Here is a 16,484-nt window from a genome sequence, read left to right as displayed (position 1 = left end):
GTGTGCGCTCTCTTGCTTGGATGGCATTACGTTCTGGCCCAACGTTACTGTAGCGAATCCGCAGCAGTATCAATCAAAGCCTCCTGTATCCCGCGTGAAGAAAGACGCTACGTTGCGCCCGTTCTTCCACGGCTTCGCTTGCCGCCCCGCTACGGCAGATTCGAAGCATTCATCGAAATGTCATCATTTAGAAGCAGTGCGTTAACAAGGAATTTCTACCCTTTGCATCGCGAACCGCAATTGTGCGGCCAGCAATATTGCGAAAGGTGATCAAATGACGCCCCATCCGATACAGGACGCCGTGCTGCGGGTCGACCGGTTGAGCGTCGTCTACCCAGGCGGCGTGACAGCCCTACGCGATACCTCGATTGCATTTCGGCGTGGTGAGTTCACCGTGCTGCTTGGTCTCTCGGGCGCAGGCAAGTCGACCTTGCTCCGTAGCCTCAATCGACTCGTCACGCCCACTCGCGGCAGTGTCACCAGCGAGCTCGGTGAGCTCGGCAGCGGCTCGGCCTTGCGTCAGCATCGTCGGCGTACCGCCATGATCTTTCAGCACCACCAGCTAATCGAACGTCAAAGCGCACTGGCTAATGTGCTTACCGGTCGGCTGGCCTTTCACAACACGCTCCGCTCGCTGTTTCCTCTGCCGCGTGCCGATCAGGAGATTGCGCTCAGTTGCCTCGCTCGGGTCGGTCTGGCAGACAAGGCGCTAAGCCGGGTGGACAAACTGTCCGGTGGCCAGCAGCAGCGGGTAGGCATCGCGCGTGCGCTAGCGCAACAGCCCGCGATCATTCTTGCCGATGAGCCGGTAGCCAGTCTCGACCCGGCCACTTCGGTCCGTGTTCTCGGACTGCTGCGCGACATCTGCAAGGAAGACGGCATCACCGCCATCGTTTCGCTGCATCAACTCGAATATGCCCGCCGCTTCGCCGATCGCGTCGTCGGGCTGGCCGATTCTCAGATCGTTTTCGATGCCGCGCCCTCGGAACTCACCGATGCGCAGCTTGAGCGCATCTATGCAGGCCGCTCTACGACTCAGCCAGCAACTGCTCCGGCTGAAACCCCTGTCATGCTCGCACCTTCACTGGAGATGTCCCGATGAAACGCTTATCCGCTCTCTTATTGACCTGTTTGCTGTCCGCTGTTTCAAGTCTGTCCGCCGTAGCGGCCGATGCCGATCCGGATGTGCTAAAGGTTGCGCTGCTGCCGGACGAAAACGCCTCGGAGTTGATCAAGCGAAACCAGCCGCTGAAGGATTATCTGGAAGAGCATCTGGACAAGAAGGTGCAGCTGATCGTAACCACCGACTATTCCTCGATGATTGAGGCGATGCGCTTTGGCCGTATCGACCTGGCGTATTTCGGTCCGCTGTCCTACGTCATGGCCAAAAGCAAAAGCGACATCGAGCCCTTCGCTGCCATGGTCATCGACGGCAAGCCGACCTATCGCTCAGTGATTATCGCCAATGTGGCGTCAGGCGTGAATGAGTATGCCGACCTTAAGGGCAAGAAGATGGCCTATGGTGACCGGGCATCGACGTCCAGCCATCTGATTCCCAAAACCGTGCTTCTTGAGACGGCCGAGCTGACGGGTGGGCAGGACTACGAACAACATTTTGTGGGCACGCATGACGCCGTTGCCGTCAACGTGGCGAACGGAAACGCCGATGCGGGTGGGCTGTCGGAGGTAATTTTCAATCAAGTAGCCGAACGTGGCCTAATCGATCCGAGCAAGGTGAAAGTACTTGGTTACAGCGGCGAATATCCCCAATACCCCTGGGCGATGCGCTCGAACCTGAGCCCCGAGCTGAAAACCAAGGTGCGGGATGTATTCGTCGGTATCGACGATCCCGAAGTGCTGCGCAACTTCAAAGCCGAGGCCTTCGCGCCAATCACCGACGCCGACTACGATGTGATTCGCAACATGGGATCGCTGCTCGGCCTCGACTTCGCCACGATGTGAGCACCGATATGTCTACTCATCATGACGTGCAGGCGCTGCCTGCAGAGCAACGCGAGCACATCCTTCGAGGCTTCGGCCTCGGTTGGTGGCGCCAGCTGGGGCAGGTGGCAATTGTACTCGGAGTGGTGCTGTTGGCCTGCTGGTACGTGGGGCTGCTCGATGCCACCACGCTGCTGAACGGGCTGCCCTCCATCGCGACCCTGGCAGGCGAGGCCATGCCGCCAGACTTTTCGGGCTATCGAAGCTGGATTCGCCCGTTGATCGACACGCTGGCGATGAGCATCGCCGGCACGGCCATCGCAGTGGTGTTCTCGCTGGTGGTGGCCTTCGTTGCAGCGCGCAATACGGCGCCGCACCCCCTTGTGTTCGGTGTTGCCCGGGTGCTGCTCAATGCCCTGCGGTCGGTGCCGGAGCTGATCATGGGCATCATCTTCGTTGCAGCCGTAGGGTTCGGCGCCTTGCCGGGCGTGCTTGCCCTGGGTCTGCATTCGATCGGCATGGTCGGCAAGTTCTTCGCCGAGGCCATCGAGCACGTCGACGAAGCGCCGGTGGAAGCCGCTCGGGCGGCGGGGGCTACGCCGATGCAAGTGCTGCTGCACGCGGTTTTGCCACAGGTGACTCCGCAGTTCGCCGACGTGGCGATCTACCGCTGGGAATACAACTTTCGCGCCTCCACCGTGATGGGCATGGTTGGCGCCGGCGGTATCGGCTTCGAACTCATGGGCTCGCTGCGCATCATGCAGTACCAGGAGGTTGCAGCAATCCTGCTGGTCATCCTGGCCATGGTCACGCTAGTAGACGCCTTCAGTGGCGTGCTGCGCAAACGTTTCAAATAGGACAAACCATGCTGCCGAAACTCGTTATAACTCACCGAGTACACGATGAGATCCTGCAACTGCTGGCGCCACATTGCGAGCTGATGACCAACCAGAGCGACAGCACGCTGACGCGCGAGGAAATTCTGCGCCGCTGCCGCGATGCTCAGGCGATGATGGCGTTCATGCCCGATCGGGTCGATGCAGAATTTCTCCAAGCCTGCCCCGAGCTGCGTGTGGTCGGCTGCGCGCTCAAGGGCTTCGACAATTTCGATGTGGACGCCTGTACTGCCCGCGGGGTCTGGTTGACCTTCGTGCCTGATCTGTTGACGGTCCCGACTGCCGAGCTGGCGATCGGACTGGCGGTGGGGCTGGGGCGGCATCTGCGCGCAGCAGATGCGTTCGTCCGCTCTGGCGAGTTCCAGGGCTGGCAACCACAGTTCTACGGCACGGGGCTGGATAACGCGACGGTCGGCATCCTTGGCATGGGCGCCATCGGACAGGCCATGGCTGAGCGCTTGCAGGGATGGGGCGCGACCCTGCAGTACCACGAGGCGAAGGCTCTGGATACACAAACCGAGCAACGGCTCGGCCTGCGCCAGGTGGCGTGCAGCGAACTCTTCGCCAGCTCGGACTTCATCCTGCTGGCGCTTCCCTTGAATGCCGATACTGAGCATCTGGTCAACGCCGAGCTGCTTGCCCTCGTACGGCCGGGCACTCTGCTTGTAAACCCCTGTCGTGGTTCGGTAGTGGATGAAGCCGCCGTGCTCGCGGCGCTTGAGCGAGGCCAGCTCGGCGGGTATGCGGCGGATGTATTCGAAATGGAAGACTGGGCTCGCGCGGACCGGCCGCGGCTGATCGATCCTGCGCTGCTCGCGCATCCGAATACGCTCTTCACTCCGCACATAGGGTCGGCAGTGCGCGCGGTGCGCCTGGAGATTGAACGTTGTGCAGCGCAGAGCATCATCCAGGCGTTGGCAGGTGCGCGCCCAATCAACGCTGCGAACCGTCTGCCCCAGGCCGAGCCTGCCGCATGTTGAATCCGGTCTGGCTGAAGAGCCTGGTAGCGATCGTTCAAACAGGCAGTTTTCAGAGCGCGGCGAGGGCGTTGGGGCTGGCCCAGCCGACGGTGTCGCAGCACTTGCAGAAGCTTGAAGAGCAGGTCGGCGTAACGCTGGTGCAGCGCAGTCGTAGCGGCTGCCAGCCTACCACACGTGCGCTGGCCTTCATGCCGCATGCGACCGCCTTGCTCGACATGCACGCCCGGGCGCTAGAAGCCCTGCATGGAAATAGTGAGCGCGTCGGGGCCAGCTCCAACATCGGCACCTACCTTCTCCAGCCATTCGTGCGCAGCTATCTGACGACCGCAAATGAGAGGGGCGAGGTGGATCTGCGCATCGCCGCCAACCCGGATGTGGCCGACCAGCTACTGGCGGGCCAGCTCGACGCCGCGATCATGGAATGGTGGCTCCCTCCCCCCGACTTCGAACACCGCCTCTGGCGGGTCGAGCCGCTGGTACTTATCGTCAGCCCCGACCATCCGCTGGCTGAAGCAGGGTGCATAGAACGCGATCGTCTGGTGGACCTGCCGATGCTGGGAGGTGAACCGGGTAGCGGTACCGGACGGCTTCTGACCGAATACTTTGGCGAGCTGGGCGTGCCTCGCAGCGGTATGCAGCTAGGCAGCACCGAGGCAATCAAACAAGCAGTCAGGGCGGGACTCGGCGTGTCGTTGGTGATGGCTTCCGCAGTACAAGACGAAGTTCGCAGTGGCGCGCTGGTAGCTCTTCCCATCCCGGGGCTTGAAAAGCGTCTCCAACTGATCTGGCGCAAACCGCCCGGAAATCTGCACCCGCCGGGATTTGTGCGGCACTTATTGGCCGATAGCAGCCTGTCGCCGCCTGTCTGAAAGCGGTCGCCCACAAAAGTCAGCTACAAGCAGACACAGACATTTGGTGCCGCAAAGGCTGCAAGGTAAGAGGAACCGCCATCTCCGCCTACTTGGCAGAAAAGTCCACTCTCTTGCCGGCAGAGAGTAAGCCAGGCCGAGTACACAGTAGTGTGTGCACCCGGCCGGCCTCGTTATTTGCTCCGGCCCTCTGTCCATGGCCCAATGGTCATGGCGAGACTGAACACAAAGAACATTGGAATCGTAAGCACGGACAGAATGCCTACAACGCCGGTGGCCACTAGGTAGCCAAAGACCTCTCTGAAGCCCAATGCAACGGTCATATCCCAGGCATGCATAAACAGGGTGACTGTGGCGTTGCCCCATGAAAACGACCCGTACAGCATCATCAGGCCCAGGGCGCTCAGAGCTAGCTTTACCTTATCGTCCATTCTTTTGAACCTTCGTAGTCATGCCACACGGCACCTGACCATCGAATCACAGGCAGTATGTCGGTGCGACCCAAAACCCTGTCATCAAACTCAGCTAGGGTGAGGCCCCTCTATCGCTGGGCTGCTTCTGATGACCAGCCTTACGCAGAAGCCCATCCGGAAAATTATTCCAGGGCAATAATTATTGGCCTTGAATAATTTCATATAAAATCGCGTGACGGCATGGAATCGCGCTGACGGAAAAATGGTCGCAATAAATTGCCTTCTTTTTCCTATCGGCTGGTGGATTCCATGTCTGGATGCGAATTATGCGATTTTATGCGGAAATTCATAATTCGCTGACCACGCAGTCATGTTCTCCTCCGGAAGCCGTGCCTGGTTGAATTCGCTCAGTAGCCGGAGGTGTCCGGGCGGTCTCCGAACAATCGGTTCCAGTCTCTTTGGACAAGGTCACTGCAAGCTTCTGGAGCGCCCCCGAAGCAGCGTTGGGACACTGTCGCCATCTGAGCCTTTGAGTCGTATGAAATTGGATGCCCATCCTGATTGAGCAGTACGCCATGCGCGCCAATCAGAAGTGCATGCCCCCCGACGACATCATGGGCTGAAACCGGTACCAGAGATGCACATGCAACAGCGTCGCCAGCCGCTACACGAGCCAGTCGGTAAGCGATGCTTGGCATCGGAATGAAGTCAGCAGGCGCGCACAGCTCAGCATTGAGCTCAGGTTTGTTGGCTGCTGCTGTGCTCACGAGCACGTGACTACCGGGCACCATGGTTGCGTGCGCTAACTGCGAAAGCACTTCTCGACCGTTGCGGATAACGTGGCTGCATCCTGTCGCCCAGGAGACGCAATCGGGACCTCGATCAGGTGTGACGGGCGCGTATACCACCCCGAGAACAGGCCTGGCGTTGCGCAGGAGACCCACCGATACCGCCGATCCCTTCCGCCCCAGCAGGAAATCACTGGTTCCGTCATTGGGGTCCACTACCCAGCAGTACTCGTGGTCAGTCAGGCGGGACCCGGTCTCTTCTCCCCAGAAATCGCAATCCAGCAGCTCAAGAAGCCCCGCCCGCAGTACAACCTCGATCTCCGCGTCGATCTCGGCCTTATCTCCGTGGCCTCGGGGCCCGTTTGGACGTTCCCACTCCGCGGCCAGCAGTGCACCTGCCGCAAGCACCCTTTCAGTTACTGGTTTCAGCAACTCTAAGCAGCTCATTGGGCCCTCCGAAAACTAGGGAGCCTGTGCCTTATAGCTCTAACAGCGGCCACCTGTCATGGATCCAGGCTTACTCAGCCGGTGAATCTGTGGTCACGATATAGGCCCGCCGCTGTTCTCCTTCACCCAGTACTAGGCACTCCAAAGCATAGCCTTCCGGCACATCGAACCAATGGGACTGCCTGTTCTTGTCGCCAGGATGACCATCCTTTTCCGTGAAACGGTGCGCCATGGCTAGCCCTCGCTGCGGCCGGTACCTGGCCCATCCGCCGGCCTTCACAGTGCTGAGTCTCGCCCAGCCGCCAGGAGGGCCTTCGCCAGGCTCTTCCTTGCGCCGGCCCCACTGAATCCAATCGAGCTGGCCGGAGCCTTCCAGGAGCACTGGTAGGGCTGCCTTGGGATTGGGGAAGTAGATTTTCCAGACCTTATCAGCCTCGCGGGCCTCAACACCTCCGCACATCGACTACCTCCTCGAGCTGCGCGCAGTTGCACATTCGGTGCTCGTCTTCCTGTTCTAGACTGCTCGCGCAGGACTCACATTCCCCAACCGGAAAAGGATTTCGCCATGGGATTTCTGACTGTCACTCGCCGCGAAGGCGAGAGCATTCGCCTCACGATTGACCCCGGCGTCGACACCGAAAAACTGCTCGCGCTGCTACTGCGCGATGGCATCACCATCCACATGCACCGAGGTCAGCGCGACGGGCATATCCGCGTAGGCATCGAGGCGCCGAAGCAGGTCAAGATCCATCGTGATGAGTTGGTCGAGGACTGAGGTCGTCCACTCCACCTGTCGGCGTTCCTCTCGGTTCTGATTGACCGGCGTCGGATCATCTCAAATACTGTTTATTCATACAGTATAGCCCTGGATTTTCCGATGCCATCTCTTTCCATACTCGCCCGAGGTGAGCACCTCCGCGAACGCTTGCTCACCGACGTAGCCAAGGGCCTGCGCATTACCGGCTTCCAGTCCCCTGCGGAGGATGAAAAAGAGCAGGGGCTTTCACTGGACCTGCTGACTGATCTGGCTGCACCTCATATCTGGCCGGTGCAGGTACTGGATATGAGCCTGGTGGGGTTTGGCATCTTCCAGGGCGATCGGCTGATCGTGAATCGGGCTGCAGGCCATGTGGATGATCGCCTTGTCGTCGTTGACCTGGGCAGTGATGGTTACCAGGTGCGCATGGTCGTGAAGGACATGTTCGGTGGTCGCTGGCTGCAGGCTGCCGAATCCTACATTCGGGATGTGCAACTCGATGGCGATGTACCTATCGAGGTATGGGGGGTGGTTCGTTTCGTAGTCAGCCAAGTTGCCGAATGAATACCTCTGGGCGTGTATTCGCGCTGATCGACTGCAACTCCTTCTACTGCAGTTGCGAGCGCATCTGCCGGCCCGCGCTCAAGCGCCGGCCCGTGGTGGTGCTATCGAACAACGATGGGTGCGTTATCGCTCGTAGCGCCGAGGCCAAGGCACTCGGCATCGGTATGGGCGTGGCCTACTACAAGGTGCGCGACGAGATGCGCCGCCAGGGCGTGGTGGCATGCTCGAGCAACTACACGCTGTACGCCGACATCAGCAATCGGGTGATGCGGATCATTGCCGAGATGTTGCCCGGGATTGAGGTCTACTCGATCGACGAAGCCTGGGGAGACATGACAGGCGTACCTGACCTAGAAGGCCTCGGGCACCAAATTCGTGATCGTCTTGCACGCGAGATCGGCATGCCCGTTGGCGTGGGTATCAGCACCACGAAGACCCTGGCCAAGCTGGCGAACTGGGCAGCTAAGAAGTGGAAAGGCACCGGAGGCGTGTTGGACCTGACCGATTCAAGCCGGCAGGAGAAGTTACTTCGCCTGGCGCCGGTGGGTGAGGTTTGGGGTGTTGGCCACCGCTCGGCGGCCAGGCTTTCTGCGTTGAAGATCTCTACTGCCTGGGACCTGGCTCAGTTCGATATCAGCACGCTTCGAGACACATTCGGGGTGACCATGGGGCGCACCGCGCGCGAGCTACGAGGAATCAGCTGCATCAGTCTCCACGAGGGGCCGCCGCCGAAGGAGGCCATCTGTTCGAGCAAGATGTTCGGTGAGCGCCAAACAGAGCTGCCCCCCATTCGTGAGGCATTGGCCGCCTATGTGAGCCGGGCCGCGGAAAAACTGCGCAGCCAGTCCTCGCTGTGCAGCACCATCCAGGTTGGTCTGCAGACCCAGTTGGCTGACCTCAAGGGGCCGCGTTACGCCAATGCGGTCACTCTGGCCCTGCCGGCGGCCACCGATGACACCCGCGAGATTCTCGCGCTCGCCCAGCGTGGGCTAGGGCAGATCTTCCGACCTGGGTACCCATTCTCGAAGTGCTCCATCTTGTTGATGGATCTGAGCCGACGCGGAGAGCTGACACCGGACCTTTTTGCACCTAAGCCTCGACCTGGTGCAGACCAGCTCATGGCGGCGATTGATCAGATCAACCTGAAGGAAGGTCGTGGTGCCATCCGCATAGGACGGATCCCCGAGAAGCCCAAGTGGGCCATGCGCCGCAACATGCTGAGTCAGCGCTACACGACGCATTGGGATGAGTTGATCGGCGTCCGCGGGTAGCGATCACGAGAAAGCTCCTGGCGTCCCGGTTGATCATTACTTGACCATTGTCAGAAAATAATTAAGATTTCTGACATACGAACGATGATAGTTGCTTGATGCCTATGAAGACCCTTCCTGAATCGATCTTGGATCACAGCAGGCAGCTGCCCGAGGGCGGCATGCTCAGCCCCAAGGATTTTCTGCACCTGGGGAGTCGTGCAGCCGTGGATCAGGCGCTTTCACGATTGGCGAAGGCTGGGCACCTTATTCGTGCGGCTCGTGGGCTCTACATAGCGCCCATTGCTGGCCAAGGCGAGCAAGGAGCGCCGGCGATGGATAAGGTCATCAGCGGTCTGGCCTCGAAGAATCAAGAAGAGATCGCCCTCGATGGGGCGCGCTCGGCTCAAATGCTGGGTCTTTCGGCTCAAGTCTCGGATGGGGACGTGTTTCTCACCAGCGGGCGCACTCGGACGCTTAAGGTGGGAGATGTCGCGGCAGAAGTCAGGCGCGCCCCGAGGTGGATGCTATTGCTCGCCGCCACGACTGCCGGTGCGGTAATTCGCGCCTTGGCCTGGCTGGGAGAGGCACAAGTGGGGACGGCGATGGAGAAGCTGCGCCAGCAACTGACTCCTATCGACTGGCAGGCCTTGGGCTCGGTGCGATCGCTCTTGCCTTCCTGGATGGCGCTGGCGATCGGTCGTGAGGTGGTGTGACAAGCTGCAGTTCGGCGGAATTTCCTGGGCAGCCGTTTAAGGCCACTTCAAAGTGAACTAGGCTACGCCGCCATGCCAGCTGCCCTGCAACAAAACGTTGGTTTCATGTGGTTTCAGATGTTTAATTAGGAATGGAGTTCCTGATTATGAGGATCAAAATGCGAGACGGGTTATTGCAAGTTATGTAGTCGAGATAGGGTTTGTCGAAGTCTATATAAGAGAATAAAGCAATAATTCAGAGGGTGGTGATTATGGCCAATGGCAAAATTCTCAGGCAGCTGTTCAGAGCAGGCACGGCAGGCGACGCCGATGCATTTCGCCTTGCCTCCAAAGCTGTCATCGAAGAAGAGCGGCAAAAGCAGCACCATCTTCTGGCTAATGATCTAGAGCAGATCCTGTATGGCAGTGATTTGAATCTCAAGGCGTCCGATAATACGTCGCGGATTCACTACGACGTTCCTGTGGATAAAGAACGTGGTTTACCACTGCTTGATATAAGAACTCCTAAGCGATCCCTTGATGAAGTGATTCTTCCCCCCAGCAGTTCTGCTGCGCTAGAGGAAATTCTCGAGGAGAACCGTCGTGCCGATGTGCTGCGAAGCTACGGCATGAAACCCGCGGGCAAGGTGATCTTCTTCGGTCCCCCTGGTTGCGGGAAAACACTGGCGGCAGAGGTCGTAGCCTTTGAGCTTGATCGACCTCTAGCGATCGTCCGCTTGGATGCCTTGGTGTCTTCGTTCCTGGGCGAGACTGCGGCTAATCTGCGTAGGGTCTTCGACTTTATTGCCCAGCATCCGTTTGTGGTTCTCTTCGATGAGTTTGATGCGATCGGTAAAGAGCGCGGCGATAGTGGTGACCATGGTGAGCTGAGGCGCGTTGTGAATGCCGTCCTTCAGATGATGGATTCATACGAAGGTCGTAGTTTGATTCTGGCTGCTACCAACCATGAGAAGATTTTGGACTCTGCTATTTGGCGGCGTTTCGATGAGTCCATCGAATTCCCGCTGCCCGATGAGAAACAGCTGAAGGAAATCCTGTCGCTGAAGCTGCGAGGGATCCGTCGGCAATTCGAGATTGACGACAAAGAAGTATTGAGGGAATTTAAGGGTAAGAGCGGAGCGGACATCGAGCGAGTCATACGCCGTGCCGCCAAGCGGATGATCCTGCGGGAGCAAGAGTTTTTGACCATCAAGGAGCTGAAAAGCGCCCTTGTACGGGAGGACCTCAGGAAGTCCTAAACATGAGCCTTCAAGGAAGAAGCAGTGGCGACCTACAAGCATCTGAGCATTGCGCGGGAAGTACTGGATAACACTCGCCGGACTAAGAACTCGCCCCCTTTCGTCAAACGGGATGATCGTCGCGGGCACGGTCAGAAGCTCAACGCTTACTTCGCCACCGCTGCAGGGCAAGCCAAGAAGCAAATTGGCTCTTCAGCAAAATCCCCCTATGTACTCAAACTGAAGTACGAGGGCACTCTCACCTTCGCCAACCTTTCGACTCATGGCTTGGAGTTTGTCAGCCAAGAGGGCAAACAACTCTGCGTAGTTTTCGCGAACGAAGAGGGCTTGGCCAAATTCACTGACCACCTACAAAAGCTAGGTGTCATGGATTCAGCCTTGACTCACCGCCAGATCCTGGAGGCTATCGCGGGTGTTGATGCCTGGTCTGCGGAAGACCGAATGAGTTGGGCGCTTAACAACATTGGGCTGCCCAATACCCCCACCTTCAAGCTCGACGTTGAACTCTGGCCTGTCCTGGTTGCGAACCACCCAAGTCGTATTCAACTCAGGACAGCTTTTGAGGGGTGGCTTGCAAGCCAGAAGATTAGACAGATCGACTGGATCAACCTAGACAGCCTTCTGATGTACCGGGTTGAGGTCACCCCGGAGCAAGCACAGCTGCTGCTGAACCATCGTGATGTGCGCTTGGTTGATCTCATTCCTGCGACCGGGATCAGTATTCAGCAGCTGGCTCGGGACATCGATGAAATCCCTCGAAATATTCCCTCCCCACCCGCTGACGCAGCCCGGATCTGTATTCTGGACAGCGGGATCAACGGAAACCACCCTCTGCTGAGTGCTGCGATGGCTGAGAGCGCTTCCTTCGTGGATGAAGAGGGAGATGATGACCAGGCTGGACATGGCACCGCTGTAGCTGGTGTTGCCCTATATGGTGACGTGGAGGCATGTAACAACTCGAATTTTTGGCGGCCCGAGTTCTGGATCTTCAATGGAAAGGTGATGAAGAAATGCCCGCACACAGGTGATGCGGTCTATGATGAGTTCGCGCTGGAGGCCTCGCTGACAAAGGCTGTGGAGCACTTCGTCGGTCTCGGATGCCGGATCTTCAATCTCTCGCTTGGTAACAGCAATGCCCCCTATGATGGTGCGCACGTAAGGGGGCTGGCCTACATCCTGGATGTCCTTTCCAGGCGGCACAACATCCTGTTTGTGGTCTCTACGGGTAATTTCCGTGGCTCTGAAGAGCCGCCAGTGCCAGCGAATGGCTGGCGCGATGATTACCCTGAATACCTTATCGCTGTGCAGAGCGCGATCATCGATCCTGCGCCTGCAATGACCGTATTGACAGTGGGAAGTATTTCCCGCCACAACGCCACATTGGACAGCCAGAGGTATCCGGAGATCAATCAGCTATCTCCGGCCTCCGAAAATCAGCCATCGCCATTTACGAGGCATGGCCCCTCGGTTAAGGGGGCTCTTAAGCCTGAACTCGTTGCGCCAGGTGGCAACCTCGCTAGCCCCATGAGGCAGCTCAGAGAGCCTTGGGCGGCAAGCATGCGCGGATTGGGTGTGCTTACGCTCAACCATCAGTGGAGAGGCAACACCGTCTTCAAAGAGGTCAGCGGAACTAGCTTTGCGGCGCCGTACATTACCCACCTGGCTGGGCGCTTGCTGAACGAGTACCCAACGATTTCAGCAAACATGCTTCGCGCAATGCTGGTCAACCAGGCTTACTTGCCGGATGAGGTTTCCTCGTCGTTTTCTGACGAATTCAGAAAGGGCTACAAGAAGGCAAAGGCTACTTGGAACCGCGATGTTGAGAGGGATGTGGCTGGCTATGGCGTAGTGAGTGAGACAGATCTCTTCCGGTCATCCGATAACGTAGTGGTTCTGATGTCGGAAGAGACCATTGAAAACGACGGTTGCCAGTTCTTCGAGTTGCCGTTGCCAGAGGATTTTTTGCGCTCGGCTCGGGGGACACGAGAACTCTCGATAACACTGGCCTACACGCCAGTGGTGCGCACGACCAGGATTGACTACCTGGCCACTCAAATCAATTTCCGCTTGGCTGTAGGGGCGTCGCTGGACGAAGTCCAGAAACACTTCAGCAAAGAGATGAAGGCTGAAACCGACGTTCTTAAAGAGGCGCGGGATGGGAACCGTGATATCTCTGCGCAGTTGCGAAACCGGGGTACGGTGCAGTCATCCCGTTGGACGTTCAAGCAAGCTAAGCCTGGAGAGAAGTGGTTTGTAGTAGTAGTCCGCCAGGATCGCGACTGGAACCCCTCGGCCGCAGAAAAGGAACAGTATGCTCTCGTGGTGACAGTGGCTGACCGCGACAACGAGCATGCCCAGCTCTACACCCAGATTCAGCAGCGGATTGCAGAGCAGGCGGTGGCGAGAGAGCAGGAAAGAGCCAAGCAGGCTCGCCTGCAGAGCAGGGGCTAATCACAAGCTGTCCAGGAGCTCGGATTCATTGCAGGCTCTGCCGTGTGGTGACACGGGTTGAGCATTGACGATGCGCTCTAAGTAACGGTGCGCTGTGTCGCGGTTCGTCTCAAGGTCGGGAGCCTGCGAGTGGATAATCCGCCCCCATTGGATGTGAGGGCAACCGCCAGCCACCAAGGTAGCTTTGCTCTCGATTGCGCATGACGTCAGCAAATCTACGATGTCGGAGTCATCAATGCGCTCCTCGGCATCGCTCCAGAACACAATCGTTGAGTACTGCTGATTCCCGATCTGCTGGAGTTCAAGAAGGTAGCGATATCGCTCCTGGTACTTGATCTCAGCCACGATTGCGAAGCGGCGTTTCGTCTTCTCATTGTCGGTGTAGAGCCATTTCTTCTGTCGGCCGCTGACCGTTGAAGGATAAACATTCACTGGGACAGTTCCAACGGTAGAAACGTCAGGCAAGACGGTGCAGTAGCGAATAGCAGCCTGGGTATAAAGCTCCATCCAGGCCAGTCTCTGAAGCACTGCAGTGTGTCCAAGCTCGCTGGGCGAGGCATCGATGTCGGCGGCCTGCTTAGGCACCTTGTCTGGACTCTGGCTTTCCTTCTTTATCCGCAGCGCTCCGCTTACCCCGGTTCTTGCGACAGGCCCTCCTGAGCCTCTGCCAGGTACCACCGAGCCTGTAGAAACTGGTGCAGGAGGTAGTAAGCGAGCTTTGGCGCCACTTCGGTCCTCTACTTGGTCCCTGCTGTGAGGAATTACGTCGACATCGCTGAACTCCGGAAAGCGGTCGTCGATTGCGGGGTCTTCAATGGAGTTGCTCGATTCACCAGTGGGGGCTTGATCAGAGAGCGTATTTGGTGGGGTGTCGTTATGCCCTTCATAAGCTCCTCGTGCTGATTGTCCATCGGCTGGTGGTCGATCACCTTTGGCATCGGTTTCGCGCCCGGTCAGAAGGCGCTGGCATGGTGGTGGGCACTTGCACGACAAGATCTTGGTAATCAGCTTTCTCGTGCGGCCTGGTGTTTCTATCTGCCGGTAAAGGAATGCTGTCTCAGCTTCGACATCGATCGGGGGGATCACGCTAACGAATGCATGATTTTCGGTCGCATTCCGAACCGCCCATCGCAGGTGCAGGTTCTTGGCCTGTTTCATGGCGTAGGGGCTGAAAGCGAAGCGGCTCAGATAGCGCGCATCAGCGTCCCTGACTTTTTTCCGAAGCATCATCGAGCCGGTACCGTGCTCGTCCAGCTTCTCCTCATAAAAGAGGTTTCCATGCGGGTCCAGAATGCTGCCGTCGAAAAGGGCTCGGGTGAAGCTATCAGACGTTGCGTAGAAGAACCGTAGGACCTCTGCAGCGGGAATTATGAGGCTATATGGGTCATCACCCTGCCTGATGCCTAGAAAGTATCCGTTGAAGGCGTCATTGGCGGGCGGAGCGCCGTTCCTGCTCGCTGGGATGATGAGCTCGCCATCTTCGGTTGCCAGGCGGCGAAAGATCTTGAGATTGCTCGGAGCGTAATTGAGCAGTTCGGCCCCATGGCGGAGTTTGGGCTGAAAGCGTTCTTCTTTGGAGATGCGTCCATCGATGAGGACTGCCTCGTGGTAAAGCAGGGGCATTTCACCCACGGGCATTTGAACGACTTTGGTCTGCGGCTTTTCCAGATTTCGCAGCTTCACTAAGAAGCGGATGTCTGAGGAAGGGTTGCCGGGGGATGAGACATGAGGTGCGGTTGCGCCGAATGCTGCGATTCGCCAGACCCCTTCTAAGGCCAGGGATTCATGTTGTACAGCCCCCATGCACCCTCACGATTTATCAACCGAACTGGCCGATTATCATTTGGGTTGGTCTTTTTATCAAATAGCGGTGGTCTTCATACTTGGGCAGGTCGGCCGGAGCCAGGTTCAGGGTGATTCTGCGGGGTGGAAAGTCGAAACCCGAGTTCAGGATGGCACTGCGCACGCGGTCCTTGCTTTCCTTCACCGCGGTTTCCGGCAGGCCCACCAGCGCCAGGGACGGCAGGCCGTTCGCCAGGTGCGCCTCGACGGTGACGGGCGGGGCTTCCACGCCGACCTGGGCGCGGCTGTGGACGATGGCCAGGGACATGCATCACTCCTTGATGACATGCCGCTCGCCGAGCGCGATTCACTCGGCGGCGGGAGAAGACTCTTTCGCCAGGCGTTCTTCGAGTTCGAGAACCTTGCTTTCCAGGGCTTCGAGGCGAGCGCGGGTACGGGCGAGCACGATCATCTGGCCGTCGAATTCGTCGCGGCTGACCAGGTCGAGCTTGCTGAAGGTGCTTTGCAGCAACGCCTTGAACTGCGATTCGAATTCTTCGCGCTGAACGGGGCGCTCGCCATTGAACAGTCGCGAAGCATGGGTGCTGAGGGCATCGAGCAGGGCTTTGGGCGGCAACATGGGCTTATTCCGGTGACAGTGGCGGCGGAGTCTAGCATGGCGCCGGAAAATCCCGGCCTTGAGGCATAAGCGCACGTTTATCGCGCATGCGCTCCGCAGTGCGCGCTCTATCTTGGTGCGCATTGGCGATTTGGCCGGTTCTATTGCCGATGGAATCGCCCGCGAGGCCCCAAAAACCGTCCATCGCCGTAGATGGCAAGCTTTCTGCTTAGCTGCCTGTGACGCGTGCACCGATGCAGTTCCGGTGCGTTAGGCGAAGCGGGGGAGAATGCTTCGTCGGGAACGGTAGGTTGATGTCGGCGCGGCCGAGCCAGGGCCGCGACGCGTTACAAAGCCAGACACTGCGCATAGACTTGGTTCAGGTCATCTGTTCCTGGGGCAAGTCATTTACACGGGAGATAGTTATGAAGCTAGTCACTGCCATCATCAAACCGTTCAAGCTGGACGACGTGCGCGAGTCGCTGTCGGAGATCGGCGTGCAGGGCATCACGGTCACTGAAGTCAAAGGCTTCGGTCGCCAGAAAGGTCACACCGAGCTGTATCGCGGCGCCGAATACGTCGTCGACTTTCTGCCCAAGGTGAAGATCGACGTAGCCATCGCTGATGATCAGCTGGACCGCGTCATCGAAGCCATCACCAAGGCCGCCAACACCGGCAAGATCGGCGACGGCAAGATTTTCGTGGTGAACCTCGAACAGGCTATCCGTATCCGTACCGGCGAAACCGGCACAGACGCGATTTAAGCCCCCGAC

Annotated in this window: 16 protein-coding genes and 1 pseudogene; 12 read left to right on the top strand and 5 right to left on the bottom strand. The window is 58.3% G+C overall.

The features are described from left to right. Window positions 1-274 precede the first annotated feature (274 nt). From phnC to B3E91_RS20710, 5 genes are read left to right on the top strand one after another with little or no spacing between them, the layout of a single operon-like run. A complete protein-coding gene (gene phnC, locus B3E91_RS20730; RefSeq protein ID WP_003117867.1) occupies window positions 275-1,102 on the top strand; it encodes a phosphonate ABC transporter ATP-binding protein in 828 nt (275 codons plus the stop codon). Next, complete coding sequence (gene phnD / locus B3E91_RS20725; protein WP_003117866.1) at window positions 1,099-1,962, top strand: phosphate/phosphite/phosphonate ABC transporter substrate-binding protein; 864 nt, start codon at window positions 1,099-1,101, stop codon at window positions 1,960-1,962. Before phnC ends, phnD begins: the two co-directional genes overlap by 4 nt. Window positions 1,963-1,970: 8 nt before the next feature. Beyond that, window positions 1,971-2,798, top strand: coding sequence for a phosphonate ABC transporter, permease protein PhnE (phnE, locus tag B3E91_RS20720; protein WP_003298907.1), 828 nt, complete (start codon window positions 1,971-1,973; stop codon window positions 2,796-2,798). Between the two features lie 8 nt (window positions 2,799-2,806). Next, window positions 2,807-3,817 carry a phosphonate dehydrogenase PtxD gene (gene ptxD, locus B3E91_RS20715; protein ID WP_287031214.1) on the top strand — a complete coding sequence of 337 codons (1,011 nt, stop codon included), beginning with the start codon at window positions 2,807-2,809 and terminating at the stop codon, window positions 3,815-3,817. Beyond that, window positions 3,811-4,686, top strand: a complete 876-nt coding sequence (locus B3E91_RS20710; protein WP_287031213.1) for a LysR family transcriptional regulator — start codon at window positions 3,811-3,813, stop codon at window positions 4,684-4,686. The genes ptxD and B3E91_RS20710 overlap by 7 nt, the downstream gene beginning before the upstream one ends. A 173-nt stretch (window positions 4,687-4,859) precedes the next feature. On the opposite strand, the gene B3E91_RS20705 is transcribed toward B3E91_RS20710, so the two are convergent. Both B3E91_RS20705 and B3E91_RS20700 read right to left on the bottom strand, forming a co-directional pair. Next, window positions 4,860-5,117 carry a hypothetical protein gene (locus B3E91_RS20705; RefSeq protein WP_073672934.1) on the bottom strand — a complete coding sequence of 86 codons (258 nt, stop codon included), beginning with the start codon at window positions 5,115-5,117 and terminating at the stop codon, window positions 4,860-4,862. A 389-nt stretch (window positions 5,118-5,506) separates the two neighbouring features. Next, entirely contained in the window at window positions 5,507-6,334 is an 828-nt protein-coding gene (locus B3E91_RS20700; RefSeq protein WP_073672935.1) for an inositol monophosphatase family protein, read from the bottom strand. Between the two features lie 565 nt (window positions 6,335-6,899). Between B3E91_RS20700 and B3E91_RS20695 the strand changes: the two genes are divergently transcribed. The 6 genes from B3E91_RS20695 (at window position 6,900) to B3E91_RS20670 (ending at window position 13,310) form a co-directional block, all read left to right on the top strand. Continuing rightward, window positions 6,900-7,109, top strand: coding sequence for a carbon storage regulator (locus B3E91_RS20695; protein ID WP_073672936.1), 210 nt, complete (start codon window positions 6,900-6,902; stop codon window positions 7,107-7,109). 102 nt (window positions 7,110-7,211) lie between these two features. After that, a complete protein-coding gene (locus B3E91_RS20690) occupies window positions 7,212-7,655 on the top strand; it encodes a LexA family protein (RefSeq protein WP_073672937.1) in 444 nt (147 codons plus the stop codon). After that, the gene (umuC, locus tag B3E91_RS20685; RefSeq protein WP_073672938.1) at window positions 7,652-8,926 is read left to right on the top strand and encodes a translesion error-prone DNA polymerase V subunit UmuC; all 1,275 of its coding nucleotides are present in this window, start codon (window positions 7,652-7,654) and stop codon (window positions 8,924-8,926) included. The genes B3E91_RS20690 and umuC overlap by 4 nt, the downstream gene beginning before the upstream one ends. Before the next feature lie 98 nt (window positions 8,927-9,024). Then, window positions 9,025-9,621, top strand: a complete 597-nt coding sequence (locus B3E91_RS20680) for a DUF6088 family protein (protein WP_256674065.1) — start codon at window positions 9,025-9,027, stop codon at window positions 9,619-9,621. Between the two features lie 251 nt (window positions 9,622-9,872). After that, entirely contained in the window at window positions 9,873-10,859 is a 987-nt protein-coding gene (locus tag B3E91_RS20675) for an AAA family ATPase (protein ID WP_073672939.1), read from the top strand. A gap of 24 nt (window positions 10,860-10,883) precedes the next feature. Further along, window positions 10,884-13,310, top strand: a complete 2,427-nt coding sequence (locus B3E91_RS20670; RefSeq protein ID WP_073672940.1) for a S8 family peptidase — start codon at window positions 10,884-10,886, stop codon at window positions 13,308-13,310. On the opposite strand, the gene B3E91_RS20665 is transcribed toward B3E91_RS20670, so the two are convergent. From B3E91_RS20665 to B3E91_RS20655, 3 genes and pseudogenes are all read right to left on the bottom strand, one after another. Then, window positions 13,311-15,113, bottom strand: a complete 1,803-nt coding sequence (locus B3E91_RS20665; RefSeq protein WP_143178209.1) for a hypothetical protein — start codon at window positions 15,111-15,113, stop codon at window positions 13,311-13,313. 79 nt (window positions 15,114-15,192) lie between these two features. Then, a pseudogene (locus tag B3E91_RS20660) lies at window positions 15,193-15,420 on the bottom strand (magnesium chelatase domain-containing protein); the annotation flags it as partial. A 39-nt stretch (window positions 15,421-15,459) separates the two neighbouring features. Further along, window positions 15,460-15,732 (bottom strand): accessory factor UbiK family protein, encoded by a 273-nt coding sequence (locus B3E91_RS20655; RefSeq protein WP_287031212.1) that lies wholly within the window; start codon window positions 15,730-15,732, stop codon window positions 15,460-15,462. A 404-nt stretch (window positions 15,733-16,136) separates the two neighbouring features. Between B3E91_RS20655 and glnK the strand changes: the two genes are divergently transcribed. Beyond that, window positions 16,137-16,475 (top strand): P-II family nitrogen regulator, encoded by a 339-nt coding sequence (gene glnK / locus B3E91_RS20650; RefSeq protein WP_003457590.1) that lies wholly within the window; start codon window positions 16,137-16,139, stop codon window positions 16,473-16,475. Window positions 16,476-16,484: the final 9 nt, after the last annotated feature.

Source organism: Pseudomonas sp. UBA6310 (genome assembly GCF_002438225.1).
In the GTDB taxonomy this organism is placed as follows: domain Bacteria; phylum Pseudomonadota; class Gammaproteobacteria; order Pseudomonadales; family Pseudomonadaceae; genus Pseudomonas_O; species Pseudomonas_O kuykendallii.
Note: the sequence above shows the minus strand (reverse complement) of the source record. Positions and strands in the feature narration are given on the sequence as shown.